Raw genomic sequence first — 23701 nt, forward strand, 5'->3', positions numbered from 1 at the left:
ACCAGATTTCAACTACTAATTTACTTCTTCATCTGACTTATCGTTCTTATGTCCTTATTCCTCAATGTCCGGAAGTGCTGCGATCTCGGCAAGCCGCTCAACGATTGGAAGATGCTGTGTGCACTGTCTCTCACATTTTCTGCATCCGATGCATTCTGCCGCTTTCGCTTTCGGAATATCCCAATGATATGCAATTCTGGATGTAATTGCATCCTTCTTGCCGGTCAGTATGTACTGATTGTATGCATCCATCATCTTCGGAATTGGAATTTCCTTCGGGCATCCCTTACAGTAACTGCAGCCGGTACACAGGTTATTGAAAGAAAGACCTTCTGCCTCATACATGGCCGCGATTTCCTCTGCCGGACGTTCTTCCAGATTTTCGACTGCCTTCACAGCGTCATCCACATGTTCCTTCGTCGTGCATCCTGCCAGCGCAACCGTGATCTCCTTGTGGGAAGCCACAAACCGGAGCGCCGCCTGTGGAACCGTCAGATCCGTTCCCCTTGTCAGATAGGAAAAAGCATCCGGATTCTGCGGAATCAGACCGCCGCCGAGCGGATTCATGACAACCACACCCATTCCATTCTCATGAGCCGCTTTGATCCCGCTCTGGCGGAACCGGTAGTTGAGCGCATTGTAGCCGATCAGCATTCCCTTAAATTTCCCGGTCTCCACAACTTTCTCGATATCATTTCCCTGCATATGGGAAGAAAATACAATATTCCGGATCAGTCCCTCTGACTTCGCCTCTTCAAAGAAACCGTATAAAAGTTCCATGTGCTTCTCCCAGGACTCCAGGTTCAGCATGCACCACATATGATAGAAATCAATATAATCCGTCTTCAGCCGGTCTAAAGATGTCTCCAGTCTCCTCCGGAAATTATCCCGGCTTGCATCTTCGTTCAACGTTCCGAGATTTACCTTGGAAGTCACATACACGTCGCTTCGTTTCACCTGGGAAAGTGCGATTCCGGTAATGATCTCACTCTTATCATGACAATAGGCAGGTGCCGTATCCCAGTAATTGATTCCCTTCTCAAATGCGTAGAGCGGAATCTCGGCACATTTTTCCAGACGTCCCGCCTTTACGTCCTCCTCATCGTACCGCATGGTTCCAAGCCCGACTGCCGAAACCTTCATATCCGTGTCTCCATACTGCTTATAATACATTTCTTGTTCCTCCTTTATGAATAATTCCAATAGATTGTAAGTTTATCCAGAAGCGGTTCCTCCACATAAGAATAATGAACTTCCCTGAGCCCATACATCCTGCCAAGATACGAAGCGCCTTCCTGAACCAGTTCTCCTGTGACCGCATCGTGTGCCTGTTCATACACGGCATCACTTACGAATTTAAAGATAACGCTCGCCTCACCCGCATCGATCGAATCATACATAGCTTCAAGCAGCGTATCCCGTTCATAGCTCTCATAAAACATCCCGTTCATGCGATAGTAATTCCACCGGTCCGGCCCACATTCGGGATAATCATATCCCTCTTTCAGGGTATGCGTTCGTAAAATCATATCCTCCGTACAGCAAAGATAATCGTAGGTCATCGCTCTGGAAGCGACCTGCTCCTCTTCCTGTTGAAACATAGGATCGCCCCACGTCGTATCCACGAAATACCATTCCCCCTCACAGCGTACCATGTTCCACGCATGATCCTCCGTATTTCCGTCCGCATCCGTCGTCGTTCCCGTGACATAGGCGCAGACGATTCCCAGCCGGTTCAGAAGATACTGCGTACTCCGTGCATATCCGGCGCAGACGGATTCCTTCCCCGCCAGTGCACTGTAGATATTTTGATTATCCGGTGCATCCAGATTATATTCCACTGTCTGGATCAGATATTCGTAAACCGACTTAATTTTCTCATAGTCGGATGCCGTCTCCTGAATCGCCGCCAGACATTCCCCGGCCGCAGCATCAATCTCCTGCTTTTTCCTCTCTTTCTCCTCGCCGGTACACAAATATTTCGGTGCAAAGTCCACATAGGCTTCCTGCAGAATCGTCTCTGAATACGAAGTCGACACTGCATTCCCGTCGCACCAGAATATTTCCGGATGATCATTCAACACATGCAGGAAAATCGCATTTGCCAGTTCTCCCCCTGATGCATGAAGCGAAATATGTTCTTTTTCTTCCATCAGTCCCTGATAGATTTCCTTATATACCGTCTTCTCTTCCTCTGTCTCCAACAGTCCATAATAGAATCCGTCCGCCATTTCCTCTTCCGTGACACGCACTTCTTCAAACAGAGGAACATCATCCTTTCCCGATTCCGTGCTCAGAAATCCCACCACCTCAAAAGCATTCGGATTTCTCAGGAAATACGCAGCACTAAGACAGATCAGTCCAGCCGCAAAACAGAGAAATACAGTGACTGCTCCGAGACATCCTGATTTTTTCTTTCTTCTATTTCTTCTTCCCACAATCAGACTCCATTCAACAATGATTTCTTTCTTTCAAATTGTATCATAACCGGAAATTTTTCACAATATCGGGGAATCGGAATATATTATTCATAACAGCATCCTTGTGAGGTTTTCCATATGAATTTTCTCAAAACAATGCAGGAGAATTCGTCCTATCACGGCAAGCTTCAGGTGTCGGTCACTTCCCAGATCAATGCACGTCCCATAGCAGACGCCACCATCCAAATCTCCTATTCCGGTGTCCCGGAAAATACCATTGAGAAGCTGACCACCAACTCGTCCGGTCAGACGGATACCATCGAACTTGCATCCCCTCCTCTCGAATACAGCCTGAACCCTTCCATCGAGGAACAACCCTATTCCGAATACACCCTGAACGTTTCCGCCCCTGGATACGAACCGGTCAGCATTTCCGGTGCCGAGATCCTTGCGGATGTCACAGCGCTCCAGAATGTACGCATGCGGCCCATCGAGCCGGAACAGCCGCCGGAGATCTTCGTGATTCCGGCCCATACACTCTACGGCGTCTACCCGCCCAAAATTCCCGAGGATGAGATCAAGCCGGTCAATGAAACCGGAGAAATCGTCCTGAGCCGCGTCGTAGTGCCGGAATTCATCGTCGTCCACGACGGTTCTCCCAGAGATTCCACTGCCAAAAACTACTATGTGAAATATAAAGATTACATCAAAAATGTGGCATCCAGCGAAATCTATGCCACCTGGCCGGAAAATACGATCCGTGCAAATGTGCTCGCGATCATGTCCTTCACTCTGAACCGTGTCTATACGGAATGGTACCGGAATCAGGGCTATGATTTTACGATCACCTCTTCCACCGCCTTCGATCACAAATGGATTCCGGAGCGGAACATTTACGATACGATCTCGGTGATTGTGGATGAACTCTTCGGGAATTATCTCTCCCGCCCGAATGTGCGTCAGCCGATCCTGACCCAGTACTGTGACGGAAGGCAGGTGCAGTGCCCGAACTGGATGGTTCAGTGGGGAAGCATGGCTCTCGGAGAACAGGGCTACACTCCACTCGAGATCCTTCGCTATTATTACGGCGACAATATGTATATCAATACCGCTCAGGAGATCTCCGGAATACCGTCGTCCTGGCCCGGATACACACTGGGGATCGGATCATCCGGCGAGAAAGTGCGCCAGATGCAGGAACAGCTGAATGTGATCTCGGATGCTTATCCGGCGATTCCGAAAATTGCCGCAGACGGAATCTACGGCCCTGCCACTTCTGAAGCAGTCCGCGTATTCCAATCCGTTTTCGGCCTGCCCCAGACCGGCACCGTTGATTATCCGACCTGGTATAAAATATCAGAGATCTACGTCGGTGTGTCCCGGATTGCCGAACTGGTCTAGTTGCACCAATGCCACCTGCTTGTCATTTCTTATGCAAGAACAAACATTTTATCATTCACAATACTATATGCCACTGATATATCCACAATATGTTGATTATTTAACAATAATAATCTTTCTCACAATCACCCAGTTTTAACAGCAACTTCCAGTTTAAGACTTTCTTTTCTCCATATACTATCATCGTAACATCTAAAAAGAAGTTACAGCTAAAAATGAAAATGAAAAACATTACAAAAGGAGGAAATTGAAATGACAAGTCGTTCATCAAACAGAGCAGCCGTTCCGGAAGCCAAGGGCGCTCTTGACAAATTCAAGTACGAGGTTGCCAGCGAACTGGGAGTGCCGTTATCCGACGGATATAACGGAGACCTGACTTCTAGACAGAATGGTTCTGTCGGCGGATATATGGTTAAGAAAATGATCGAACAGCAGGAAAAACAGATGGCAGGTAAATAGCACCAAGGCTGTCAGGCAATAAAGCCGGAAAATATCCGCTCTTCTTTTTCTACCGGAAAAGGAGACGCGGATATTTCTGATGTAGTTGACAAATCTTTCAATCTTTTCAAAAAAACTATTGCATTTTATTCAGAATTTGTTATAATAGTTTTGTTACTGCGAAGGAACATTTGCTGGAATAGCTCAGTCGGTAGAGCACTTCACTCGTAATGAAGGGGTCGTCGGTTCAAGTCCGATTTCCAGCTTTATATTTCCAGTATCCTTATCAGTATTACCAATTAGAGCTTCCCTTATCATAAGGGAAGTTCTTTTTTTATCTCAAATTCAAGTACGCCTCGGCGTACTTGCTGCGAGGTGCGCGTCATGCTTTGCATGACACAATACATCTGCGCACCTCTGCAATCCGCCGGAGGCTTTATCTTGGAAGGAGATTGGACCCCCACCAAGACATATTTGTCACAACTCACCCCTATAGAGGTGGGAGTCTTATCTTCTTTCAAGATAAAATCTCCGGGAACAGTCCCCAAAACCATATATTACAAAGTTGCCTCCAGATCCGCGCTCGCACAATACTCTTCCAGATGTTCTTTCAACCTGCGATGTTTCTCCATCTCCATTGCCGGATCTTCATCCAGAATCATATTCGCCGCATCATTGGCCATTTTCAGCACATCTGCGTCCTGGAACACATCGCCGATCCGAAAATCCATAAGTCCGCTCTGCCGGATTCCGAATAGATCACCGGGGCCGCGCAGTTTCAAATCCTCATTCGCAATATAAAATCCATCGTTGGATTTGTTCAATATCTCCAGACGTTTTTTCGTTTCTTTTGTTCTGGAACCGCTCATGAAGATGCAGTACGACTGGTGTTCGCCTCGTCCCACGCGGCCGCGGAGCTGGTGAAGCTGGGCCAGTCCGAATCGCTCGGCATTTTCTACCATCATGACCGTCGCGTTCGGCACATTGATTCCGACTTCAATAACCGTCGTGGAAACCAGAATCTGGATCTCATTGCGGCTGAACCGTTCCATGATCGAATCCTTCATCGTCTGTTTCATTTTACCGTGCAAAGCCTCCACACAGATACCATTTCCCATCTCTTCCTGCAGCATGGCAGCGTAATCCATGACATTCTCCGCTTCCATCGCCTCGCTCTCTTCCACCATCGGACAGATCACGTAGCATTGTCTTCCCGCAGCAACCTGCTTTTTCATAAACTGATAGGCCGTCTGACGGTAGCTGGTATCCACCACGCAATTCTTGATCGGGAGGCGGTTCGCGGGCAGTTCGTCGATGACCGAGATGTCCAGATCACCGTACAGAATGATGGCAAGGGTACGCGGAATCGGCGTGGCACTCATGACAAGTATATGCGGAATTCTCCCTTTTCCGGCAAGTGCCTCTCTCTGGCGGACACCGAACCGGTGCTGTTCATCCGTTACCACCAGCGCCAGATTCTGATACACCACCTTTTCCTGAATCAGCGCGTGCGTTCCGAGAATGATCTGTACTTCACCACCTGCGATCCGCTCGTACGCGAGACGTTTCTCCTTTGCCGTCATGGAGCCGGTCAGCAGTTCAGCTTTTAATGGGATATGATAGGTTTCAAACAATTCTGTCACCGACTCGTAATGCTGTTTTGCAAGCACCTCCGTCGGTGCCATCATGGCTCCCTGCATCCCGTTCAGTCCCGCGAGCATCAGCGCCAGCACCGCGACAATCGTTTTCCCGGATCCCACATCGCCCTGGATCAGGCGCGACATCACATAGGAGCCCGTCATTTCTGTTTCGATCTGTTCCCACACTTTTTTCTGCGCCCCTGTCAGTTCATAGGGAAGCGCCGCAAGAAATGCATCCGTCTGTGCTTTCTTCTCGATGGCAAATCCATTTTCCGCGCGTTCACTCTTCTCGCGAGTCTGCCTGAGTGCAAGAATAAACGTAAGAAATTCTTCAAATACCAGTCTCTGCCGTGCATGATAGAATTCCTGTTTATCCAATGGAAAATGAATTCCGTGCAGCGCATAATTATATTCAGCCAGATGATACCGCATTCTCACATCATTCGGGAGAAAATCGCGGCTCAGATCCAGATAATCCAGGGCCTGACGCACCGCTTTCGCAACCGCATTGCTGGTAATTCCGGCTGTGAGCGGATAGATCGGCTGCATCGTCCCCTGTTTGACCTCATAGTTCTCCGGCGGACTGAAAATCTCAGGATGCTCCATGACAAGCTGGCCTTTCTTGTCGATCACGCGCCCCCTGACGATAATCGGAGCACCGCTTTTCAATGTATTTTTCAGAAACGGCATCCGGAACCAGATCACCTTCAGCGTACCGGTCAGATCCTTCACATAGGCTGTCGTCACCTGCATATTTCTCCCGCCGCCCGTCTGGACTCTTCCGTAAATGATGCCTTTGACAGCCTGAACCTTTCCTTCTTCCAGTTCTCCGACACTGACCGGCTCTTCGTACACATCATACCCGCGCGGATAATACCGGAGCAGATCACCGACCGTATATACACCCATTTTCTGGAACAGCTTTTCCGTCTTTTCTCCTATTCCTTTCAGTTCACTGATTCTCGACTGCTCATTCATTTCCAATAATTCCTTTACTCATCAAAAGAATGGGAGTATTCCACAACACTCCCATTCCAACTTACTATTTTCGCTATATTTTATCCAATCTCTCAATCACTCTGATCCCGGGTTCTACTCAACCGCCAGAACATAGTAATAGATCGGCTGTCCGCCGCTGTGCACATCCACATCCATATCCGGATACATTGCTTCCAGATCTGCCGAGAATTTCTCAGCCTCCTCATCGGAAATATCTTCGCCGTAATAAAGGCTGATCAGTTCCGAATCTTCATCGACGAGCTGAGCGAGCATGTCCTTCGTCGTCGTCTCGATCGCAGTGCCGACAGCGAGGATTCCATGATCTCCGATTCCCATGATATCCCCTTCATGGATCTCTTTGTCATCAATGTGTGTATCACGAACCGCGTACGTTACCTGTCCTGTCTTCACATTCTTGATCTCTTCAAGCATAGCCTCTTCATTCTCGGCAGCGCTCAGCTCTGCATTATAATTAATCACAGCCGTAATTCCCTGCGGAACCGTCTTTGTCGGGATCACTACAATATGCTTGTCCGTGGTAAGATCCCTTGCCTGGTTCGCTGCCATCACAATATTCTTATTGTTCGGAAGGATAAAGATCGTATCGGCATTGACCTGTTCGATCGCCGTCAACATATCGTCCGTACTCGGATTCATGGTCTGACCACCCTCGATGATATAATCCACACCCAGCTCACGGAAGATCTCGTTCAGACCTTCACCGATGGAAACTGCGATAAATCCAACCGGTTTGCGCGGTTGCTGTGCCGCTTTTTCCTTCGCTTCCTCAGCCTGTGCCTTTGCAAGCTTCTCGGCATCCTTGATGAGTTTCTCCTGATGTTCCTCACGCATATTGTCGATCTTCATTCTGGAGAGCTGTCCGAATGTCAGTGCTTTCTGAATCGCAAGTCCCGGATCATTCGTGTGTACGTGAATCTTGACAACATCATCGTCCGCCACACAGACAATGGAATCACCGATGGATTCCAGATAAGCCTTAAATCCGGCCTCGTCCTCGTCTGTAAATTCTTTTTCCAGCAAAATGATGAATTCGGTACAATATCCGAACTTGATCTCCGCCGTTGCATCAGCCGAAATCTTCGTCACATTCACTCCGCTTCCCGGTTCGATCGCTTTGTATTCGATCTCTTTTCCGAGAAATGCATCGTATGCTCCGCGGATCACTTCCAAAAGTCCCTGTCCGCCGGAATCCACAACGCCTGCTTCCTTCAGAACCGGCAGCATCTCCGGTGTCTTCTCAAGAACAACTTCCGCTTCTTTGATAACTTCCGGAATAAATATCTCCAGATCATCCGTCTCTTCGGCCATCTGTTCCGCTTTCTCCGCGATTCCTCTTGCCACGGTAAGGATCGTTCCCTCCTTCGGCTTCATAACCGCCTTATAAGCAGTTTCCTTTGCACGAACCAGCGCTTTTGCAAGCGTCGGAACATTGATCTCCTTCTCATCACGGATCGCTTTCGTAAATCCACGTAGGAGCTGGGACAGGATAACACCGGAGTTACCTCTTGCTCCTCTTAACGATCCGGAAGAGATTGCCTTCGCAAGAGATGTCATATCCAGCTTCTCCAGCGCAGTCACTTCTCTGGCTGCCGCCATGATCGTAAGAGACATATTCGTGCCCGTATCTCCATCCGGTACCGGAAATACGTTCAGTTCATTGATAAATTCCTTCTTCGCCTCAATATTTTGTGCGCCTGCAAGAAACATCTTTGCAAGCATCTCCACATTGATAGTTTTCGTTGCCACGACAAGATCCTCCTTAATTAGTCGATTACCCGCACACCTTCGATATAGACATTGATCTTATCGACAGTCATTCCGGAAAACTCTTCTACTTTATATTTAACGTTGCTGATCAGGTTCTCTGTAACCGCAGAAATACTCACCCCGTAAGCTACGATCACGTGAAAATCCAGCGTGATACGGTTATCATCCGTAATGGAAACACGAATTCCCTTTGTCAGGCTCTCCTTCTTCAGAAGCTTTACAAGTCCGTCTTTCACATTCACCATTGCCATTCCAACGATTCCGAAGCACTCTACCGCAACAGAACCCGCATATTTTGCAATGACATCAAGGTCAACGGTAATAATACCTAAATCAGTACTCATACTACCTTTCATAATCTGTACCTCCAATTCTACGACTCCATATAGGCTTCTATTATTATACTCTATTCAGAACTATTTTACAAGAAAAAGAGAACCTAAGCTGTCAACACTCGGTTCTCTACTTGTCTGAGTATGCAAGATAATTTCAAAATAATCTTTCTCTCTTCCGTTCCAACTCAAATGATCTGCCGGATTCTTCTGCTTCAATCTGATAATTAAGCTCTTTCTACACGACCGGATTTCAAGCAGTTTGTACAAACATACATTTTCTTAACTCCGCCGTTCTCTGTCTTAACTCTTACAGATTTAACGTTAGATTTCCACATCTTAGATGATTTTCTATTAGAGTGACTTACGTTGTTTCCAAAGTGAACACTCTTTTCACAAATAGCACATTTAGCCATGATTGCACCTCCTACCGTTCAAATATGTCCAAATGCATGGACTCACAACAATGGTTATTTTATCAGATATTAGCGATAAATGCAAGAGAAAAAATACTATTTTTTGGATTTATTCGATTTCTTACCAGCCGTATCCGCGGCATAATACTCGCCATATCCTTTTTTCTTGTAATTTTTTCCGTAATATTTGCTGTAATAGCCTTTATGTTTCTTACGTTCTACCTTGTTCAGTACAACTCCAAGTATCGGAATTCCCGTAAGTTCCAGCTTCCCTTTCACTTCCTGTGCAAGTCGGTACTTGGTCTTGGATGACTCTACGACCATAATTGCGCCGTCGCATTCACGTGCAATGATCGCGGCGTCAATGACAAGCCCAAGCGGCGGGCAGTCGATAATGACATAATCATACACCTTGCGTAATGAGTCAACCATGCCCTGAAATCTCTTTGTCTCCAGAAGCTCTGTCGGATTCGGTGCAAGAGGTCCGGACATCAGCATATGCATTTTCGGAACATTGGTAGCTACAATTGCCTCTGCCAATGTACACTGTCCTGAAAGGAAATGTGACAATCCTTTGTCCACCTCACTTACCTTCAACCTGGATGCCATTACGGATTTTCTCATATCTGCGTCCACCAGAATAACAGTCTTCCCCATATCTGCGATAGCTTCTGTCAGTTCGATCGATACGGATGTTTTACCTTCTCCCGGAAGACAACTGGTCATCATGATAACCTGTTTATCATCTCCGCAGAACTGCAGATTCGTACGGAGTGCCCTGATTTCTTCTCTGATTGAATAGCTTTTCTGTTCAAGCGTTATATTCACTCTTTTCATCTGTTCACCTGTTCTTCAATATATTTAACGGATTATTGAAAAATATCCTTTCTGCATATTGTTTTCCCATTTTTTTTGTAACATAAGAAGCACATTTCTTCAAATTCAGTTTCCGGTCACTCGTATTATGCGTATCCGATGCAATAAAATCAATCAAATCTTTCTTCATCAGTTCCAGACAGAATTTCTTAAGCTTCCATCCTTCTTCACCCAGTACAGACCCGGCATTCACCTGGATCAATGCTCCCATGTCCTTCAGTTCCTGTATCTTTTCCATTTTCTGACAACAGAAGTACCGTTCGACATGTGCAACGATCGGTTGATATCCGTGAGTAACTAACTCGTACACATAATTGCGAACTGTCGGGAACAAATCATTCATCGAGAACTCAATGAGTACATATCTGCTTCCGGCCATACTTGGTCTCTTTCTGTTATCCATATGATCTATGATCTGTTCATTCCGATAATATTCACAGCCAAGGCTCATAGATACGCCCATCTCATATGCAATATCGCGCAAATGCCGATATGAATAAATAACCCTTTTCATTGATGGTTCAAACATCTCCGGACGGTAGTGCGGCGTAACGATAACATGCATTATCCCTTGTTTTTTCATTTCTCTTAGAATCTTCAAGGATTCTTCAACAGAATCCGGTCCATCATCAACTTTAGGGAGAATATGACAATGAATGTCAATCAAATTCATTTTTATACTCCTACAAGCAGAAAACTCTTCCTGCGGTCAGATAATCCCGCCGCAAAGAAGAGTTTTTCTTCCAATCACATCATTAACCAATTAGTCTTCTTTCTTCTCAAGAGCTTTAGCTCCGGCTAATGCTGCAAGTCCGGCAATAGCAGCTACAGATGCTACAGATGCGCTTGTCTTAGGTGAGCTTGCTTCAGTTTTTGTTGTCTGCTCAACTTTTGCGCTTGGGCTCGGTGCAGCAAAAGCTGTCATACCAGCGCATGCAACCATAGCTGCTGTAAGACCAAGTGATTTAACAAACTTTGATTTCATAGCAATCGTCCTCCTCAATTAATAAAATATTGTGATACTAATATGAATTGTATCCTTATCAGACTATAATATAACACATTTAGTTGCTTTTGTAAAATGTTTTTAACACAATTCTTTGTAAACTTTTGTTATCAACAATATATTGGGCGTGTCCGTCCTTGTAAATCACCTCTCCAGGCACTTCCATCGTCTGATCCTCTATATCGTATTCAGTCAGTGCAGCCATCTCTTCCGCAGTCATATTCGTCACCATATACGGCTCCATTTTTTGATAGAGGCTCATATACTGCGCTTTACCTTCCATACTCTGTATCTTTTGGATCAGAGCATTCATAAATTGCTGCTGGCGCTTCATTCTGTCCAGATTACTGTCCAGTTCATCAATATCCCTTGTGCGGACATATTTCTCAACCAGTTTACCGTCCATTGTAATCGTAGACCCCTTCACAAATGCCGGATCGATTGCCGTATAGTCTTCAGGAATGGTCATCTGAACCCCACCGATTGCATCAGCGATCTCAATCATCCCTTCAAGCGTAAGAGACAGGTAGGACTGAATATCCACTCCATAAAGGAGTTCCGATACTCTCTCTGCTGTAAGACGGCAGCTCTGCTCCTCTCCGTCACCATACGCATACTGAAGTGCAATCTGCATGGACTCAGTTCGATTTTTCACTCCATCTACAGAGTATACCTCCACATCAACCATAGAATCTCTGTTAATCTGTAAAATCTTCGCCTGTTTCGTTTCACGATCCACGATCAACAGATTCAGGCTATCACTCTGCCCGTTTTCACCAGGTCTGCTTCCATCCACACCCTTTGCCTGCTTATCAATTCCCATAAATAAAATTGTCTGTAGATTCGTATTCGGTCTGTATTCCACACCGTCAACTACAATTTTATCCGAATTTGATGTTTCTTCCTTTAACTCAGATTCTGAGCTCTTATCATCTTTTTCATTCTCGCTTTTATCAGCAAAGAAAACGGTATACCCTACTCCTCCAATCAGAATACAGCATAACACTGCCAGAACAACAATAATCGTATTTTTATTTTTCATCTGTCAAAACAGCCTCCACCAGTAATCTATGATCCGGTTCAGCAGCAATACAGGTGCTCAGACTTATAATTCTGTCACTCGTCGTAACTTCCAACTGATCGTTGTATTTATTTCTCATATCTCTTGAATTTTTTAATGAATCCAGAAAAGCCTGCCGATCCTCTGCTTTATCATAATCATAGTACTTCATCAAATGGCGATCATCATAAACTACTGCAGCAAAAACTTTATATGTAAGAATATGCTCCGGCGTATAGATGACAATTTCGCTATGATCTTTCATATATTCATCGTCCAGATAATTTCCCAACTGATGAAACATTGTCTCTACGCCTTCGCCCATCTGATGACCGTAAATCACCGTATTAAAATCAGTAAAATCTTTCTTATTAAAAGCCTGTGTAAAGATTGCGCCTTCAGCAGCATACTTACCTTCCCAGGTGTGCGTTAAATAGTATTCTTCCTGCTCCTCATTCTGAACAACCGGATAATCAATATTCGTACCATCGATCTTGATCCATGCATGCACATCCGGATTCGTCTCCTGAAGCGATGCAAAATCAATCGGTATCACGACTTTCTCTTCTTCATCCGTTGTCTGATTCGTCGTATCAACCACTGCCTCTTTTCTAGCTTTCTCATAAGATTCTGCCGACTTTGCTGCAGACGCATAATACCAGATCAGATATCCTGCACATCCGATTGCCACCGCAAGGAGCAAAATAATCAGTATTTTTCTTCCTTTTTCTTTCATCTGTTAATGCCTCTTTTCCAGCGGGAGAGCTGCCAGAGTATTCAGATCCAGATACTTTCTGACATCTTCTTCGGTCTGAATCGTATCATTCATCAGGTAAATGATAACAATAATACCCATAGCGAGAACTGCACCCAGAATTCCGCCAAGTGCTGTGTTCTTCACCGTGCTCGGACTGGAAGGTTTCTCCGGAGTAACCGCTTCTTCTACAATCTTCGGCTTATCAGTAGTCATAATGTATGCCACACGCTCTGCAGTCACTTCCGCCATAGCATTCGCGATCTCTTTGGCAAGATTCGGATCTTCATTCTCCACGGTCATCTTAAGAATACGGGTATCGGATGGATTCTGGGTCGTAATCATCTCTACCAGCTCTTCATATGTATAATCCAGATTCAGTTCATCAATGACTTCCTCAACCACCGGACGGCTCTTTGCCAGCACTTCAAAGTCTACCGTAAGCTGTGCACCCATCTGGATATCGGCAAGGGAAGTTACGCTTGTCGTCTTTGTCAAAATATAAATCTGAGAAGACGCGGAATACTTCGGTGTCAGGAGCATCTTCGTTCCACCGAAAGCAAGTCCTGCACCAATCACCATGCAAAGAATGATCACCCATGCCTTCTGCAGGAGCACCTGAAACAATTCCAGTAAATCAATCTCCATCTCATCATCCGGCTGGACCTTCTGCGGATTCATTACCCTAACATTTGTCCTTTGTACTTCTTCCTGTCTCAATTCACTCATAACACATACTCCTCTTCCTGTCATTTCTATCGGTTTGTGGCTTTTATCGTTTATCCATGTCAGTAATTTACACCATTTTGTTTCCAACTATAAATAATACTAAAAGTTTCCTAAGAAGTCAACAAATTTAGACAAATGATTCTTATCTGCGCCGTCTTTTTTTGCATACAACAATAAATATAGCGGCAGCAATCGCTGCCGCAGCCACAACAATACCGGAAAGTGAAAACGCATTTTGCGCTTTCTCTATTGTTTCTTTTTGAAATGTTAACGTATATGTTATCTCATGCGGCACACTCATCGCTGTCGTGTCCGCGATGACCTCCATCTTTCTGTCATACACATAAACAGGAATCTCAAATACCGAATTTCCGTCTTCATTGACCGGAAGATATTTCTCATCGTTCACAATCATATAATCATAATACTCGCTGCTCCACTGAATTCTGGCACAGGCAGTTCCGTCTTTTACTGTCATTTCAGCCGGGGAAGTGATAGCCGCTTTTCCCGTTCCGCCCTCCAGTTCCACCTCGATCGTGTAGGTACCGTCCTTTGCATCAATGGTCTCCGGCTGATCGGGAAGCTCTGCCGCTTCCTCTTTTTTCTGCATTTCCCGGACCAGTTTCTTCTTAGCGGCTTTCTCCAGTTCTTTTTCTTCGTCTGTCTGTGTTTCAGCCACCTCATATGTTTCTGTCATTGTTCTTCCTCTTTCCTATGTAGCTGTTCCAATATACGGTACTCGCTCTTTTCGAAGCTGACGGCTCCAATATCCGGATTCCCCCCTCTTCTATGGAAGCAGTTATGGGAGCAGTTCCCGCACCATTTTCTCATCAAAGGTCACCGACTCCAGATGATTCACCTCGATCTGATAGAGTGCGTTCGCTGCCAGATGCTCCGCCGCCTGCTCCAGATCACGGATACCGCTGGTATTCTTGTAAATATCCATAACCGCATCCAGTCCTTCCGGCGTCAGTACACATTCATTGTCATACATACCGATCCGCTTCATGACTTTCGGCAGTGCAAATCTTGAGAAAATAATCTTCTTCTCTTCCGGTGTATAATCCGGGATCTCGATCACCGCAAATCTGGACATCAAAGGTGCACTGATCTGATCCCTGTCATTAGCCGTCGCAATCGGATAAACGCCGACCGTCGGTATCATACATTCAATATAATTGTCCGTAAATCCCAGGTTATCAAGAAGCGTCAGGAGCACATCCGCCGGATTCCCGTTTCCTTTGCCGGAAGCCGCCTTGTCCAGCTCATTGATGATAAAGACCAGATTTGACTCTCCTGCCATGGCGAAGGCTTCCATGATGATTCCCGGCTTCGCATTTGCATAGATTCGAGAACTACCGGTGAGCTGCTCCGGATCATTGATGGAACTCATATCCAGCGTCGTCCACGGAAGTTTCAAAATCCTTGCAACCGCGTAAGCGATCTGGGACTTTCCGGTTCCGGCAGGTCCGATCAGCAGAAGTCCGTAAGCCGGAAGTGTGTGTGTCCGGTTGATCTGAATGATGGTCTCAATGATTCTCTGTTTCACGCGCTCCATTCCGTATAATTCTTCGTCCAGGATTCTGCGCGCCTCTTCCACATCAATGGCTTCAAAATAATTGCTCTTCCACTGTACGTTCATCATAATTGAAAGAGCTCTCTGTGCATGGCGGCGTTCCTCCTGGGAAACCTCATTGGAACGCGCGACTGCCAGATTTCTTCTCGCCCAGAGACGGATATTGTCGGGAAGCGTTCGTCCCGCACAGTTCATAAAATCCGTAATACTCTGGAGGCTGGTCAGCTTCATGCTGTCTCCCTCTTCCTCCTGATCTTCATCTTCCAGTTCCTCAGTCGGCGCGTTGCTGGAAAGGAGCCGTTCGATCATGAACTGAAGAAATCCGTCTTCCGCGGACAGCTTGCTTCCTCCGCCAAATGCGATTTCGCGGATCTTATACACCGCATATCCTTCCGCCGTATCGGCACCGGAGAGCCGGACACTGATATGATTTTCACCGAGCCATTTGATCAGGCTGACAAAACGCGCATCGATCTTCAGGATATCCGCCTGGATTGCCTGATTGTCTTCTTTTACTTCAAACGCGGTGCGCTTGACCGGATTGATGAACATTCCGCAGGTGTGGTGTTTCAGCGCTTGTTTCGAATTGTCTAAGATCAGAATCGGATTCTCCGGTGATGTCTCAGACACGTTCGTGCGAAAGATCGTATAGGTACACTCGGAAATTTGTGCCTTTTCCGGCGAATTCTTAAAGTCAAATACTGGCATAATAAGTTCCTCCCTGTTGTATGTATAATTGTTATCTGTATAATAAATGTTGTTTGATAACTAAATTTTCTACTGCAATACCTGCCTTACCGCTTCCACCAGCTTCTGAATCTCCACCGGTTTCGCAATGTGTCCGTTCATCACCGGCATCTGGACATCCATGAAAATGATATCATACGGATCCTCCAAAGAGGCTTTCACCTTCTCCACTGCGCGGGCACCGTTCTCGGCCGTATCCGTGCGGAATTTCATTTCCCGCAGCATATAGAGCGCGATCTCCCGGTTCAGTTCATTATCTTCCACGAGCAGCGCATGTATGCCTTCAATGACGCCCCCATCGTCCATCATGAATTTCGACATATTCTGAAATTCATCGGGCCCAATCTCATAACCGTCTTCCACCAGTTTCTTCAAAATATCCGCCACCACAAGGTATTTATTGATCTGCGCTTCTATTCTTCTGGATGCTGCCCGCGCCGTATAGCGCGCCTGTTCTTTCTGTGTCTGTGCACTCAACTGACAGATATGATAGGCGGCCCCTCCTCATTTTGGGAATCCTTCTATTTCTCCTTTGTTCCGTGCAGCATATTCAGCAGCACATAGATCACCAGAAGCAAAAGTACCGTTCCAACCAGTATCATATACATCATCGACTCACTGACCTGCGTGCCGAAGAAATACAGGTTGCAGTCAACCGAGTCTTTGATCGCCTCGATCACTTCAGATGGGAAATTCTGATTGCTCATCTCTTCAAATACACCCCTGAGCGCGTGATTGCGCAGAAGAGAAGTTCCGTAAGTTCCCGGAAGGAAGGAGATCACCTTCTGCAGTCCGTCCGAGAACTGGGAAATCGGCATATAGGCGCCGCACAGAAATCCATATCCCGCACTGACGATCGTACCAACTGCGGAAATCTGTCCCTGGCTGGATAGAAAATGATTGATGATGCTTGAAATCGCGGTTCCGAACATCACCAGAAGAAATACGTCCAGCAGAAGGAGCATCACATCCTTCACAGTCAGATACCATCCCACTTTGCGGATATACAAAAGGCACACCGCAGTTGCCGCATAACACACCAGAAGTGTGGAAATCAGTGTGGAAATATAGTATCCCAGTGCCAAAGTACTGCTCTTAACCGGCGAGATCGTAAGATCTCTTCTCGCACCGCTCACCTTATCCTGCACCATCAGCATATTGGAGCAGAAAGCTACGGTCACACAGCAAACCGCAAGAAGTGATGAAGCCAACTCTCCGCCTACACAGCCGCCAATTAATCGATCAGGTACGGATGCCCCTGCCGCCAGAAGCGACGAGCGGAACGTATCCTCATACACACTGCTCAAAAAGGATGCATACAATACCAGCAGAATCATCGGTGTGATCAGCGAAGTAAAGAACATTCCTTTATCTTTAAAAAATAATTTTGTATCCCGTTTTACAAGCGCACATAATTCCCGCATCCTACACACCTCCCGCCAGTTTCTTTCCGGTCACGGTAAGGAACACATCATCCATTTTCCCTTTCGTGATCTCATAATCCTTGAATATCTCCGGATAGCGGAGGATCAGCTGTGTCGCTGCAGCCGTATTCGGTACCGATACGCGGTACGCATCCCGGATCGCCTCATACTTTGCACCGAGCATTTTGATTTCTTCTTCCTTCGCCCCGTAAATCGTAATAAAATCTCCGGTATACAGATTCTTCAGTTCCAGCGGCGTTCCCTTCGCCACGATCTTTCCATTGTCAAGAATGATGACATAGTCCGCATCCGCCGCCTCTTCCATGTAATGCGTGGTAAGGAAAACGGTCATCTTTTCATTCTTTCTCAGATCACTGATCACACTCCAGAGCGTATTTCTCGTCTGCGGATCTAGTCCCGTCGTCGGCTCATCCAGAATCAGGATCTTCGGCCTGTGGAGCAACGCTCTCGCAATGTCGATCCGCCTTCTCTGACCGCCGGACAATTTGCCCACCGTCCGCTTCAGAATGTCTTCAAAATCCAGAAGGCGCGCCAGCTCTTTCAGTCTCATCTTAAACGCTTCCCCGGTGATCCCGTAGAGCGCCGCCCGGCTCTCCAGATTTTCCCGCACACTGAGTGCCTTATCCAGAACCGAATTCTGAAACACCACGCCAAGCTCCCGCTTCACTGCATCCACATTCTGATCCAGATCACTTCCGTCGATCACAATTTTCCCACTGTCTTTCGAAAGCTGACCACACATAATGTTGATCGTCGTCGATTTCCCCGCCCCGTTAATGCCGAGGAAGGCAAACAGCTCTCCCTCCTTCACACAAAAGCTCAGATCCCGAACCGCTTTCACCTCACCAAAACTTTTATTCAAATGCTTGATCTCAATAATATTTTCCATATTCTCTCTCCTTTGCGAAGCCAGATCTCTTTCATCCTTTTTCTATATTGTAAACGAAACAGGAATTTTGCGATAGAACGTAATTATACCGAAATGTGTCAATTATTTAGATTGTTTATTGTTCATATGGTACGAAGATTAGAATTCCATCATCTCTATTGCACATTGATGAACTTTCGTCTTTTTGTCATAATTGATGCCAACCAGCAAAATGTTTCCACTGTACTGCATCAATGATTCTGGATATTTCTTTTCCTTAATCTGTTACAAGGCTGTATCCACCGTTTCATTCCATTTCTTTGTAGCAGAAATAAACTCCTGCCGGATTTCTTTATTTGGGATGTAAGCAGTTTTCTTCTTCTGGTCATATGCAAGATATCCAAGATGAATGAGCAGCGTCAGAACATCTTCTTTGTCAATAAAGCTGACCATATCGTTCTGAAAAAATGACGTATCCACCTCGATTGATGCGCCAGAGATCATTTCAATGATCGAAGTTTTCAATCCATCAAAATCCATGTCGATATAAGGCCTTATAGATTCAAATGTTCCTGTCTGGGACCAGTAACTTTGAAAATTGCCCCTGTCCATCACACTTATAACAGCTCTCGGATTATAAATATGCAGATCAGAAAGTAGATAGCCATCATACCAGCGCTCAACTCCTCTGAAATCCCTATTATACTTTTCGCACAGTTCCTTAACTTCCTCTTCTGTAAATCCAACATAAGGAGCAAGCACGCCTGCATCAAGCATCGTATATTCCTCAAAATTATTTAACGCTGACTGCGTTTTTACTTTTTTGATCGGCAGGATTCCTGTCAGATATGCAAGACTGATAAACTTTGTCGGCTCATTACCCTTAAACATACCTCTCAAAAAATCAATATACTGCTCCTGTATTTCTCTGTTATCCGCTTCATCACGAATGAGAACATCCCATTCATCAATGATGACTATGAATTTATTTCCTGTTGCAGTATAAATCTGTGACATTGCATCGGGAAGCGAACTCACCGAATCTGCAAGGATGCCCGGATACGCTGTTTTTAATTCCTCTATTGTACTTTTTTCAATAAATTCAACCACATGTTCCGGCCCATTAGCCGGAGCCAGACACCACTGAATGTCCAAATGGATCACATCATATTTATTCAAGTATTTTTCGAAAGAATCCATGCTGCTGATCTGTAAACCAGAAAACATTTCTTTCGAATCACAGCCCTTACTATAGTATGCTGTAAGCATATTAGCCGCAATCGATTTGCCAAAACGGCGCGGGCGGCTGTTGCAGATAAAAGCCTTCATGGTATCGATCGCTTTATTAGTGTATTCGATTAATCCGGTCTTATCTACATATATTTCGGAGTTCAGTGTGATCTGAAATGCACGATTATTCGGATTCAAGAATCTTCCCATTTGCCCATACTCCTTCCAAAAGTGTCATTCATTTTGATTGAATTGTACCATACGAAAGTAGCAAAAGCAATCCACACGCCCAAAAACTCGATGCATAACCTTTGGTAACGCTTACCGCTTTCACCCAGGCCTTTTATGAAAACGCCACCGGCGTTCTTTCCAATAAAGAAAAAAGCAGGCAAAATCTTCTTAATTCCGATTTTACCTGCTTTTCATCATTCTATAAATCTGAATACAATTCTTCCTGATAAAACCCGTCGCTGATCAGCTTCCTGAAACTTTCCATAACCGCTTCTTTATCTTCCTTATATGTAACGCCAAACCATTTATCTTTGGTCTCCAACACCTTAACAGTATATTTTTCTCCACGGATCAGTCCACCGATCAGGGTCGGAAGTAAATACTCTGCTTTCAAAGGATTCTCCGGAACATCTTTCTCAAAGAAGGTGCGGAACTCTTCTTCCAGAACCTTAAGAAACACCGGTGCACATCCTTCCTCTGCCGGGAAGCCCCACATATTCATGGAAACATAAGACTCCGGATCAAGCTTCACTCCGTCAGCCGATGCACCGACAACTCCTGATTCATCAACCGTTTTCACGATATTGCCGGTTTCCACCACATCGATAACATGAGTATGACCCTCTTCCACTTTGCAGACACCTCGCGTCACACCGCCATTATCGGATAATGTATTTTTCAAAATGAATCCCGCCATGGCAATTGCATTGTCTGCATGATCTACTACCAGCCAGTCATGCATCTGACGGTACGCTTCTTTTCCATAATAATCGTCTGCATTGATCACCATGAACGGCTCATGGATCTCATCCTTCGCAGCTAGGACGGCCTGTCCGGTTCCCCACGGCTTGGTACGACCCGCAGGAACTTCAGCCGGAATATCGTTCAGATCCTGGAACGCATAGGCCACTTCAACGCCCTTCTTACCACATACAGTTTCAATACGATTTCCGATCCGCTCTCGGAAATCAGATTCGATATCCTTGCGGATGACAAAAATAATCTTGTTAAATCCGGCCTCAATCGCGTCATGAATCGAATAATCCATGATGATCTCGTCATGCAATCCGACAGGTTCCAACTGTTTGATTCCTCCACCGAAACGAGAACCAATACCGGCGGCCATGATTAATAATGTTGTCTTTTTCAAAATATTATTTCCTCCTGCACTCTTAATTCATCTCAACTAAATCTCAGACTCAAACGGACTCTCCGCATCCGGATCATAATACTGTTCACAATCCACCTGCCAGATATCATATTCATTTACTTCTGGCATTTGACAGAGCCTCATTTACACTAGAAATATCACCTACTCGAAAGAAATGAGTTCCGACGATCATTTGTAACCAAATCCTTACATCAAAATAATGTTAGCATAGGAGAAGCAATTATCAATCTATTTCTCATATTTCTCGATCATGCAATGATATTCTTTACTCCTGGGCTCATAGCTTATTCCGTGTGGATTTTTTCAATGATGTTTGCAACTGATTTGTAATCCCGACTCCAACCTGTCAATTCTGTTCCTCATCCAACATAAGAATTACATATTATTTTCAATTCTGTCGAATGGTTTTGACAGGTTAGTTTCCGGATTACACCTGTGTTAAATTTACTTCACCGTAGCAATAAATGCTCCGGCATCCTTTGTGATTGCGAAACCACGATCTGTTTTTTTCTTCACGAAATTATAAAAATCATGATACTTATCAACAATATATCGATTCTGATTTCCATGGCATGACAGAATGTATGCAATTAAAGGCTCTGGCTTTGTTACAGTCAGGCTGTCTTCAAATTGCTGCCAGCTCACCTCTGAGAAATACTGTGATAACTGCGCCCCGCCATTATCTTTTCCAAATTTATCAAAGAGTACATCGGCAGATAAAATAATCCTATCATCGAACTCCCGCACCAATTTGCTGACCTCCTGCATGTGCCTGCTACTGTAGGTACTGCAAATCATTCTTCCACCAGGCTTCAATACACGTCGAATTTCAGAAAAAACCTTTTCTAAATCCTCGCAATAGAACAGCATATGATTGGCGATCACAACATCAAAGTTTCCGTCTTCCGCATATATATGATGGGCATCCATCACCTGGCACTGAATGTCATGATTCAGCTCCGCCAGCTTTTTACCGGTTTCTCTGACGATACCATCGGAGATATCTGTTAATATTATAGAAGCATTATCTGGAATCAGATTCACATTCTGGGTCCAGAGCGATCCGTCACCGCACCCCAGTTCCAGTACCCTCTCGCCGGGCTTAATATCCGCCATCCGGTAAAGCCAAGGAAACCATCCCTCTTTGTTTTCAGAGTATTCACTATGCAGATGGATGCGTGCGGAAATATTGGAAGAATTAACATATTGTGTTTTTAGCTTCTGCTCTAATTCATTCGCATTGGAAAGTCTCAGCATTTCACTCCAGTTTACTTCCCTGCTTTCCAGAATCGCTTCTCTTGCTTCCTGAATTGATTTCTTCATCAGAATCATCTGTTCAATGTGTTCATCCAGCAAACTCGTCTGCATCTGTAAAGATTCCAGCCAAAAACCCTGGTCTGTTCCTCTGACTGTCAGTTCCTTAATATCAGAGAGAGGGAAGGAAAGATATTTCAAGAACAATATCTGCTGCAATTTTGCAAAATCATTATCCGTATAATATCTCGTTCCATTCTCTGCCACGTGGGAGGGCTTCAGGATATTCTGTGCATCATAATAGCGCAATGTTTTCTTCGTCACATGAGCCATTTCGGCAAACTTACCGCTGGCATAATAACCATCTTTTTTCATGTTTACCCTCCTTTCATTCCGTCAGTTTTTTACAGTTTTGCCTCTTCTAGGTATCTTCTCACTGCATCCTGCCATGTCGGCAAAGGCTCAAAACCGTTTTCAATCAGCTTGCGCTTATCCAGTCTGCTGTTTACCGGTCTCACAGCTTTAGACAATCCATACTCTTCAGTCGTAACAGGCACCACTCTGGTCTTCAATCCATACTGCCGGTAGAACTCACAGCAGAAGTCATACCAGGAAATATACCCACCCTCGTTGGTGGCATGGTAATAGCCGTATTTCTCCGTCTCGCACATATCCACAAGTAGGCGTGCCAGGTCGAAGCAATAGGTAGGTGTGCCAATCTGATCATTGACCACCCGAACTTCATCATGGGTCTTGCCCACATTGATCATGGTCTTAATAAAGTTCTTACCGTTCAGACCGAAGACCCATGCGATGCGGACGATGAAGTACTTCTCCAGCGTGTTCGCCACCGCAAGCTCGCCTTCTAATTTGGTCTGACCATAGACGTTCAGCGGCTTATAGTCCTTGCAGTCCGGTTTCCAAGGCTCTGTTCCCTGACCATCGAACACATAGTCGGTGGACAGATATAGCATCTTGCAATTCAGTTTCTTGCAGGTATCAGCAATGTTCTGGGTACCGCCTGCATTCACTTTTCTAACAGCTTCTACCTTATCGTCATCTTCTGCCGTATCCACAGCAGTCCATGCAGCACAGTGGATCACCGCATCCGGTTTGACAGCTTCAATCACCTTGGAAACCGCATCTTTATCTGTGATGTCCAGCTTTACGTAGTCCATTCTGGTAACCGCGCTACCATCTGCGACACCTACATAGGTATCTGCCATATCAGAACCGACGCCTTGATGACCTCTTTTATTCAATTCATTCATGACATCATGGCCCAGCTGACCATTAACGCCTGTTACAAAGAACTTCATA

The 23701-nt window shown here is 45.4% G+C and carries 22 protein-coding genes, 1 tRNA gene and 1 pseudogene; 3 read left to right on the forward strand and 21 right to left on the reverse strand.

From position 1 onward, the window contains the following. Positions 1 to 54: 54 nt before the first annotated feature. Together ACTNBR_RS02455 and ACTNBR_RS02460 are read right to left on the reverse strand one after the other, a co-directional pair. Positions 55 to 1173 (reverse strand): aldo/keto reductase, encoded by a 1119-nt coding sequence (locus ACTNBR_RS02455; protein ID WP_427805778.1) that lies wholly within the window; start codon positions 1171 to 1173, stop codon positions 55 to 57. 14 nt (positions 1174 to 1187) lie between these two features. Beyond that, positions 1188 to 2438: a transglutaminase domain-containing protein gene (locus ACTNBR_RS02460; protein ID WP_441015719.1), complete on the reverse strand. Its 1251-nt coding sequence runs from the start codon at positions 2436 to 2438 to the stop codon at positions 1188 to 1190. 120 nt (positions 2439 to 2558) lie between these two features. On the opposite strand from ACTNBR_RS02460, the gene ACTNBR_RS02465 reads away from it, so the two are divergent. The 3 genes from ACTNBR_RS02465 to ACTNBR_RS02475 all read left to right on the forward strand — a co-directional run bounded on the left by ACTNBR_RS02465 (position 2559) and on the right by ACTNBR_RS02475 (position 4525). After that, positions 2559 to 3821 carry a peptidoglycan-binding protein gene (locus ACTNBR_RS02465; protein WP_441015716.1) on the forward strand — a complete coding sequence of 421 codons (1263 nt, stop codon included), beginning with the start codon at positions 2559 to 2561 and terminating at the stop codon, positions 3819 to 3821. 252 nt (positions 3822 to 4073) lie between these two features. After that, on the forward strand, positions 4074 to 4280 hold the full coding sequence (locus ACTNBR_RS02470) for a small, acid-soluble spore protein, alpha/beta type (RefSeq protein ID WP_427805786.1): 207 nt from the start codon (positions 4074 to 4076) through the stop codon (positions 4278 to 4280). Positions 4281 to 4452: 172 nt separating this feature from the next. Beyond that, positions 4453 to 4525, forward strand: a tRNA-Thr gene (locus ACTNBR_RS02475). A 291-nt stretch (positions 4526 to 4816) separates the two neighbouring features. On the opposite strand, the gene recG is transcribed toward ACTNBR_RS02475, so the two are convergent. The 19 genes and pseudogenes from recG to rfbD form a co-directional block, all read right to left on the reverse strand. After that, positions 4817 to 6877, reverse strand: coding sequence for an ATP-dependent DNA helicase RecG (gene recG, locus ACTNBR_RS02480; RefSeq protein WP_441015713.1), 2061 nt, complete (start codon positions 6875 to 6877; stop codon positions 4817 to 4819). A 114-nt stretch (positions 6878 to 6991) separates the two neighbouring features. Further along, the gene (locus ACTNBR_RS02485) at positions 6992 to 8665 is read right to left on the reverse strand and encodes a DAK2 domain-containing protein (protein ID WP_441015711.1); all 1674 of its coding nucleotides are present in this window, start codon (positions 8663 to 8665) and stop codon (positions 6992 to 6994) included. 17 nt (positions 8666 to 8682) lie between these two features. Beyond that, the gene (locus ACTNBR_RS02490; RefSeq protein ID WP_427820370.1) at positions 8683 to 9042 is read right to left on the reverse strand and encodes an Asp23/Gls24 family envelope stress response protein; all 360 of its coding nucleotides are present in this window, start codon (positions 9040 to 9042) and stop codon (positions 8683 to 8685) included. Between the two features lie 203 nt (positions 9043 to 9245). Further along, positions 9246 to 9434, reverse strand: coding sequence for a 50S ribosomal protein L28 (rpmB, locus tag ACTNBR_RS02495; protein ID WP_427805790.1), 189 nt, complete (start codon positions 9432 to 9434; stop codon positions 9246 to 9248). A 96-nt stretch (positions 9435 to 9530) separates the two neighbouring features. Then, positions 9531 to 10271, reverse strand: a complete 741-nt coding sequence (locus ACTNBR_RS02500; protein ID WP_427805791.1) for a CpsD/CapB family tyrosine-protein kinase — start codon at positions 10269 to 10271, stop codon at positions 9531 to 9533. A gap of 4 nt (positions 10272 to 10275) precedes the next feature. Beyond that, entirely contained in the window at positions 10276 to 10983 is a 708-nt protein-coding gene (locus tag ACTNBR_RS02505) for a CpsB/CapC family capsule biosynthesis tyrosine phosphatase (RefSeq protein WP_320813514.1), read from the reverse strand. Positions 10984 to 11073: 90 nt separating this feature from the next. Continuing rightward, entirely contained in the window at positions 11074 to 11295 is a 222-nt protein-coding gene (locus ACTNBR_RS02510; protein ID WP_441015709.1) for a hypothetical protein, read from the reverse strand. 79 nt (positions 11296 to 11374) lie between these two features. Next, positions 11375 to 12358, reverse strand: a complete 984-nt coding sequence (locus ACTNBR_RS02515) for an LCP family protein (protein ID WP_320813516.1) — start codon at positions 12356 to 12358, stop codon at positions 11375 to 11377. Next, on the reverse strand, positions 12348 to 13112 hold the full coding sequence (srtB, locus tag ACTNBR_RS02520) for a class B sortase (RefSeq protein WP_427805793.1): 765 nt from the start codon (positions 13110 to 13112) through the stop codon (positions 12348 to 12350). Before srtB ends, ACTNBR_RS02515 begins: the two co-directional genes overlap by 11 nt. A 3-nt stretch (positions 13113 to 13115) precedes the next feature. Next, complete coding sequence (locus ACTNBR_RS02525) at positions 13116 to 13859, reverse strand: YveK family protein (protein ID WP_441015706.1); 744 nt, start codon at positions 13857 to 13859, stop codon at positions 13116 to 13118. 142 nt (positions 13860 to 14001) lie between these two features. Continuing rightward, positions 14002 to 14556 (reverse strand): hypothetical protein, encoded by a 555-nt coding sequence (locus ACTNBR_RS02530; RefSeq protein WP_427805795.1) that lies wholly within the window; start codon positions 14554 to 14556, stop codon positions 14002 to 14004. 102 nt (positions 14557 to 14658) lie between these two features. After that, positions 14659 to 16143: an AAA family ATPase gene (locus ACTNBR_RS02535; RefSeq protein ID WP_441015703.1), complete on the reverse strand. Its 1485-nt coding sequence runs from the start codon at positions 16141 to 16143 to the stop codon at positions 14659 to 14661. A gap of 69 nt (positions 16144 to 16212) precedes the next feature. Beyond that, a complete protein-coding gene (locus ACTNBR_RS02540; protein WP_441015700.1) occupies positions 16213 to 16659 on the reverse strand; it encodes a response regulator in 447 nt (148 codons plus the stop codon). Between the two features lie 44 nt (positions 16660 to 16703). Next, on the reverse strand, positions 16704 to 17606 hold the full coding sequence (locus ACTNBR_RS02545; RefSeq protein ID WP_427820361.1) for an ABC transporter permease: 903 nt from the start codon (positions 17604 to 17606) through the stop codon (positions 16704 to 16706). 1 nt (position 17607) lies between these two features. After that, the gene (locus ACTNBR_RS02550) at positions 17608 to 18516 is read right to left on the reverse strand and encodes an ABC transporter ATP-binding protein (protein ID WP_441015697.1); all 909 of its coding nucleotides are present in this window, start codon (positions 18514 to 18516) and stop codon (positions 17608 to 17610) included. Between the two features lie 138 nt (positions 18517 to 18654). Next, a pseudogene (locus tag ACTNBR_RS02555) lies at positions 18655 to 19935 on the reverse strand (AAA family ATPase). A gap of 220 nt (positions 19936 to 20155) precedes the next feature. Continuing rightward, positions 20156 to 21106 carry a sugar phosphate nucleotidyltransferase gene (locus ACTNBR_RS02560; protein WP_441015694.1) on the reverse strand — a complete coding sequence of 317 codons (951 nt, stop codon included), beginning with the start codon at positions 21104 to 21106 and terminating at the stop codon, positions 20156 to 20158. Positions 21107 to 21571: 465 nt separating this feature from the next. Continuing rightward, on the reverse strand, positions 21572 to 22756 hold the full coding sequence (locus tag ACTNBR_RS02565; RefSeq protein ID WP_441015691.1) for a MerR family transcriptional regulator: 1185 nt from the start codon (positions 22754 to 22756) through the stop codon (positions 21572 to 21574). Between the two features lie 29 nt (positions 22757 to 22785). Next, the gene (gene rfbD / locus ACTNBR_RS02570) at positions 22786 to 23700 is read right to left on the reverse strand and encodes a dTDP-4-dehydrorhamnose reductase (protein ID WP_441015688.1); all 915 of its coding nucleotides are present in this window, start codon (positions 23698 to 23700) and stop codon (positions 22786 to 22788) included. Position 23701: the final 1 nt, after the last annotated feature.

This window comes from Bariatricus sp. HCP28S3_F11 (assembly GCF_052065395.1).
Lineage (GTDB): Bacteria > Bacillota > Clostridia > Lachnospirales > Lachnospiraceae > Allocoprococcus.

Coding starts and splice junctions, on each gene's coding strand:
- ACTNBR_RS02455 (WP_427805778.1), bottom strand. CDS start 1,173: ATGTATTATAAGCAGTATGGAGACACGGATATGAAGGTTTCGGCAGTC.
- ACTNBR_RS02465 (WP_441015716.1), top strand. CDS start 2,559: ATGAATTTTCTCAAAACAATGCAGGAGAATTCGTCCTATCACGGCAAG.
- ACTNBR_RS02470 (WP_427805786.1), top strand. CDS start 4,074: ATGACAAGTCGTTCATCAAACAGAGCAGCCGTTCCGGAAGCCAAGGGC.
- recG (WP_441015713.1), bottom strand. CDS start 6,877: ATGAATGAGCAGTCGAGAATCAGTGAACTGAAAGGAATAGGAGAAAAG.
- ACTNBR_RS02490 (WP_427820370.1), bottom strand. CDS start 9,042: ATGAAAGGTAGTATGAGTACTGATTTAGGTATTATTACCGTTGACCTT.
- rpmB (WP_427805790.1), bottom strand. CDS start 9,434: ATGGCTAAATGTGCTATTTGTGAAAAGAGTGTTCACTTTGGAAACAAC.
- ACTNBR_RS02500 (WP_427805791.1), bottom strand. CDS start 10,271: ATGAAAAGAGTGAATATAACGCTTGAACAGAAAAGCTATTCAATCAGA.
- ACTNBR_RS02505 (WP_320813514.1), bottom strand. CDS start 10,983: ATGAATTTGATTGACATTCATTGTCATATTCTCCCTAAAGTTGATGAT.
- ACTNBR_RS02510 (WP_441015709.1), bottom strand. CDS start 11,295: ATGAAATCAAAGTTTGTTAAATCACTTGGTCTTACAGCAGCTATGGTT.
- ACTNBR_RS02515 (WP_320813516.1), bottom strand. CDS start 12,358: ATGAAAAATAAAAATACGATTATTGTTGTTCTGGCAGTGTTATGCTGT.
- srtB (WP_427805793.1), bottom strand. CDS start 13,112: ATGAAAGAAAAAGGAAGAAAAATACTGATTATTTTGCTCCTTGCGGTG.
- ACTNBR_RS02525 (WP_441015706.1), bottom strand. CDS start 13,859: ATGAGTGAATTGAGACAGGAAGAAGTACAAAGGACAAATGTTAGGGTA.
- ACTNBR_RS02530 (WP_427805795.1), bottom strand. CDS start 14,556: ATGACAGAAACATATGAGGTGGCTGAAACACAGACAGACGAAGAAAAA.
- ACTNBR_RS02535 (WP_441015703.1), bottom strand. CDS start 16,143: ATGCCAGTATTTGACTTTAAGAATTCGCCGGAAAAGGCACAAATTTCC.
- ACTNBR_RS02545 (WP_427820361.1), bottom strand. CDS start 17,606: ATGCGGGAATTATGTGCGCTTGTAAAACGGGATACAAAATTATTTTTT.
- ACTNBR_RS02550 (WP_441015697.1), bottom strand. CDS start 18,516: ATGGAAAATATTATTGAGATCAAGCATTTGAATAAAAGTTTTGGTGAG.
- ACTNBR_RS02565 (WP_441015691.1), bottom strand. CDS start 22,756: ATGAAAAAAGATGGTTATTATGCCAGCGGTAAGTTTGCCGAAATGGCT.
- rfbD (WP_441015688.1), bottom strand. CDS start 23,700: ATGAAGTTCTTTGTAACAGGCGTTAATGGTCAGCTGGGCCATGATGTC.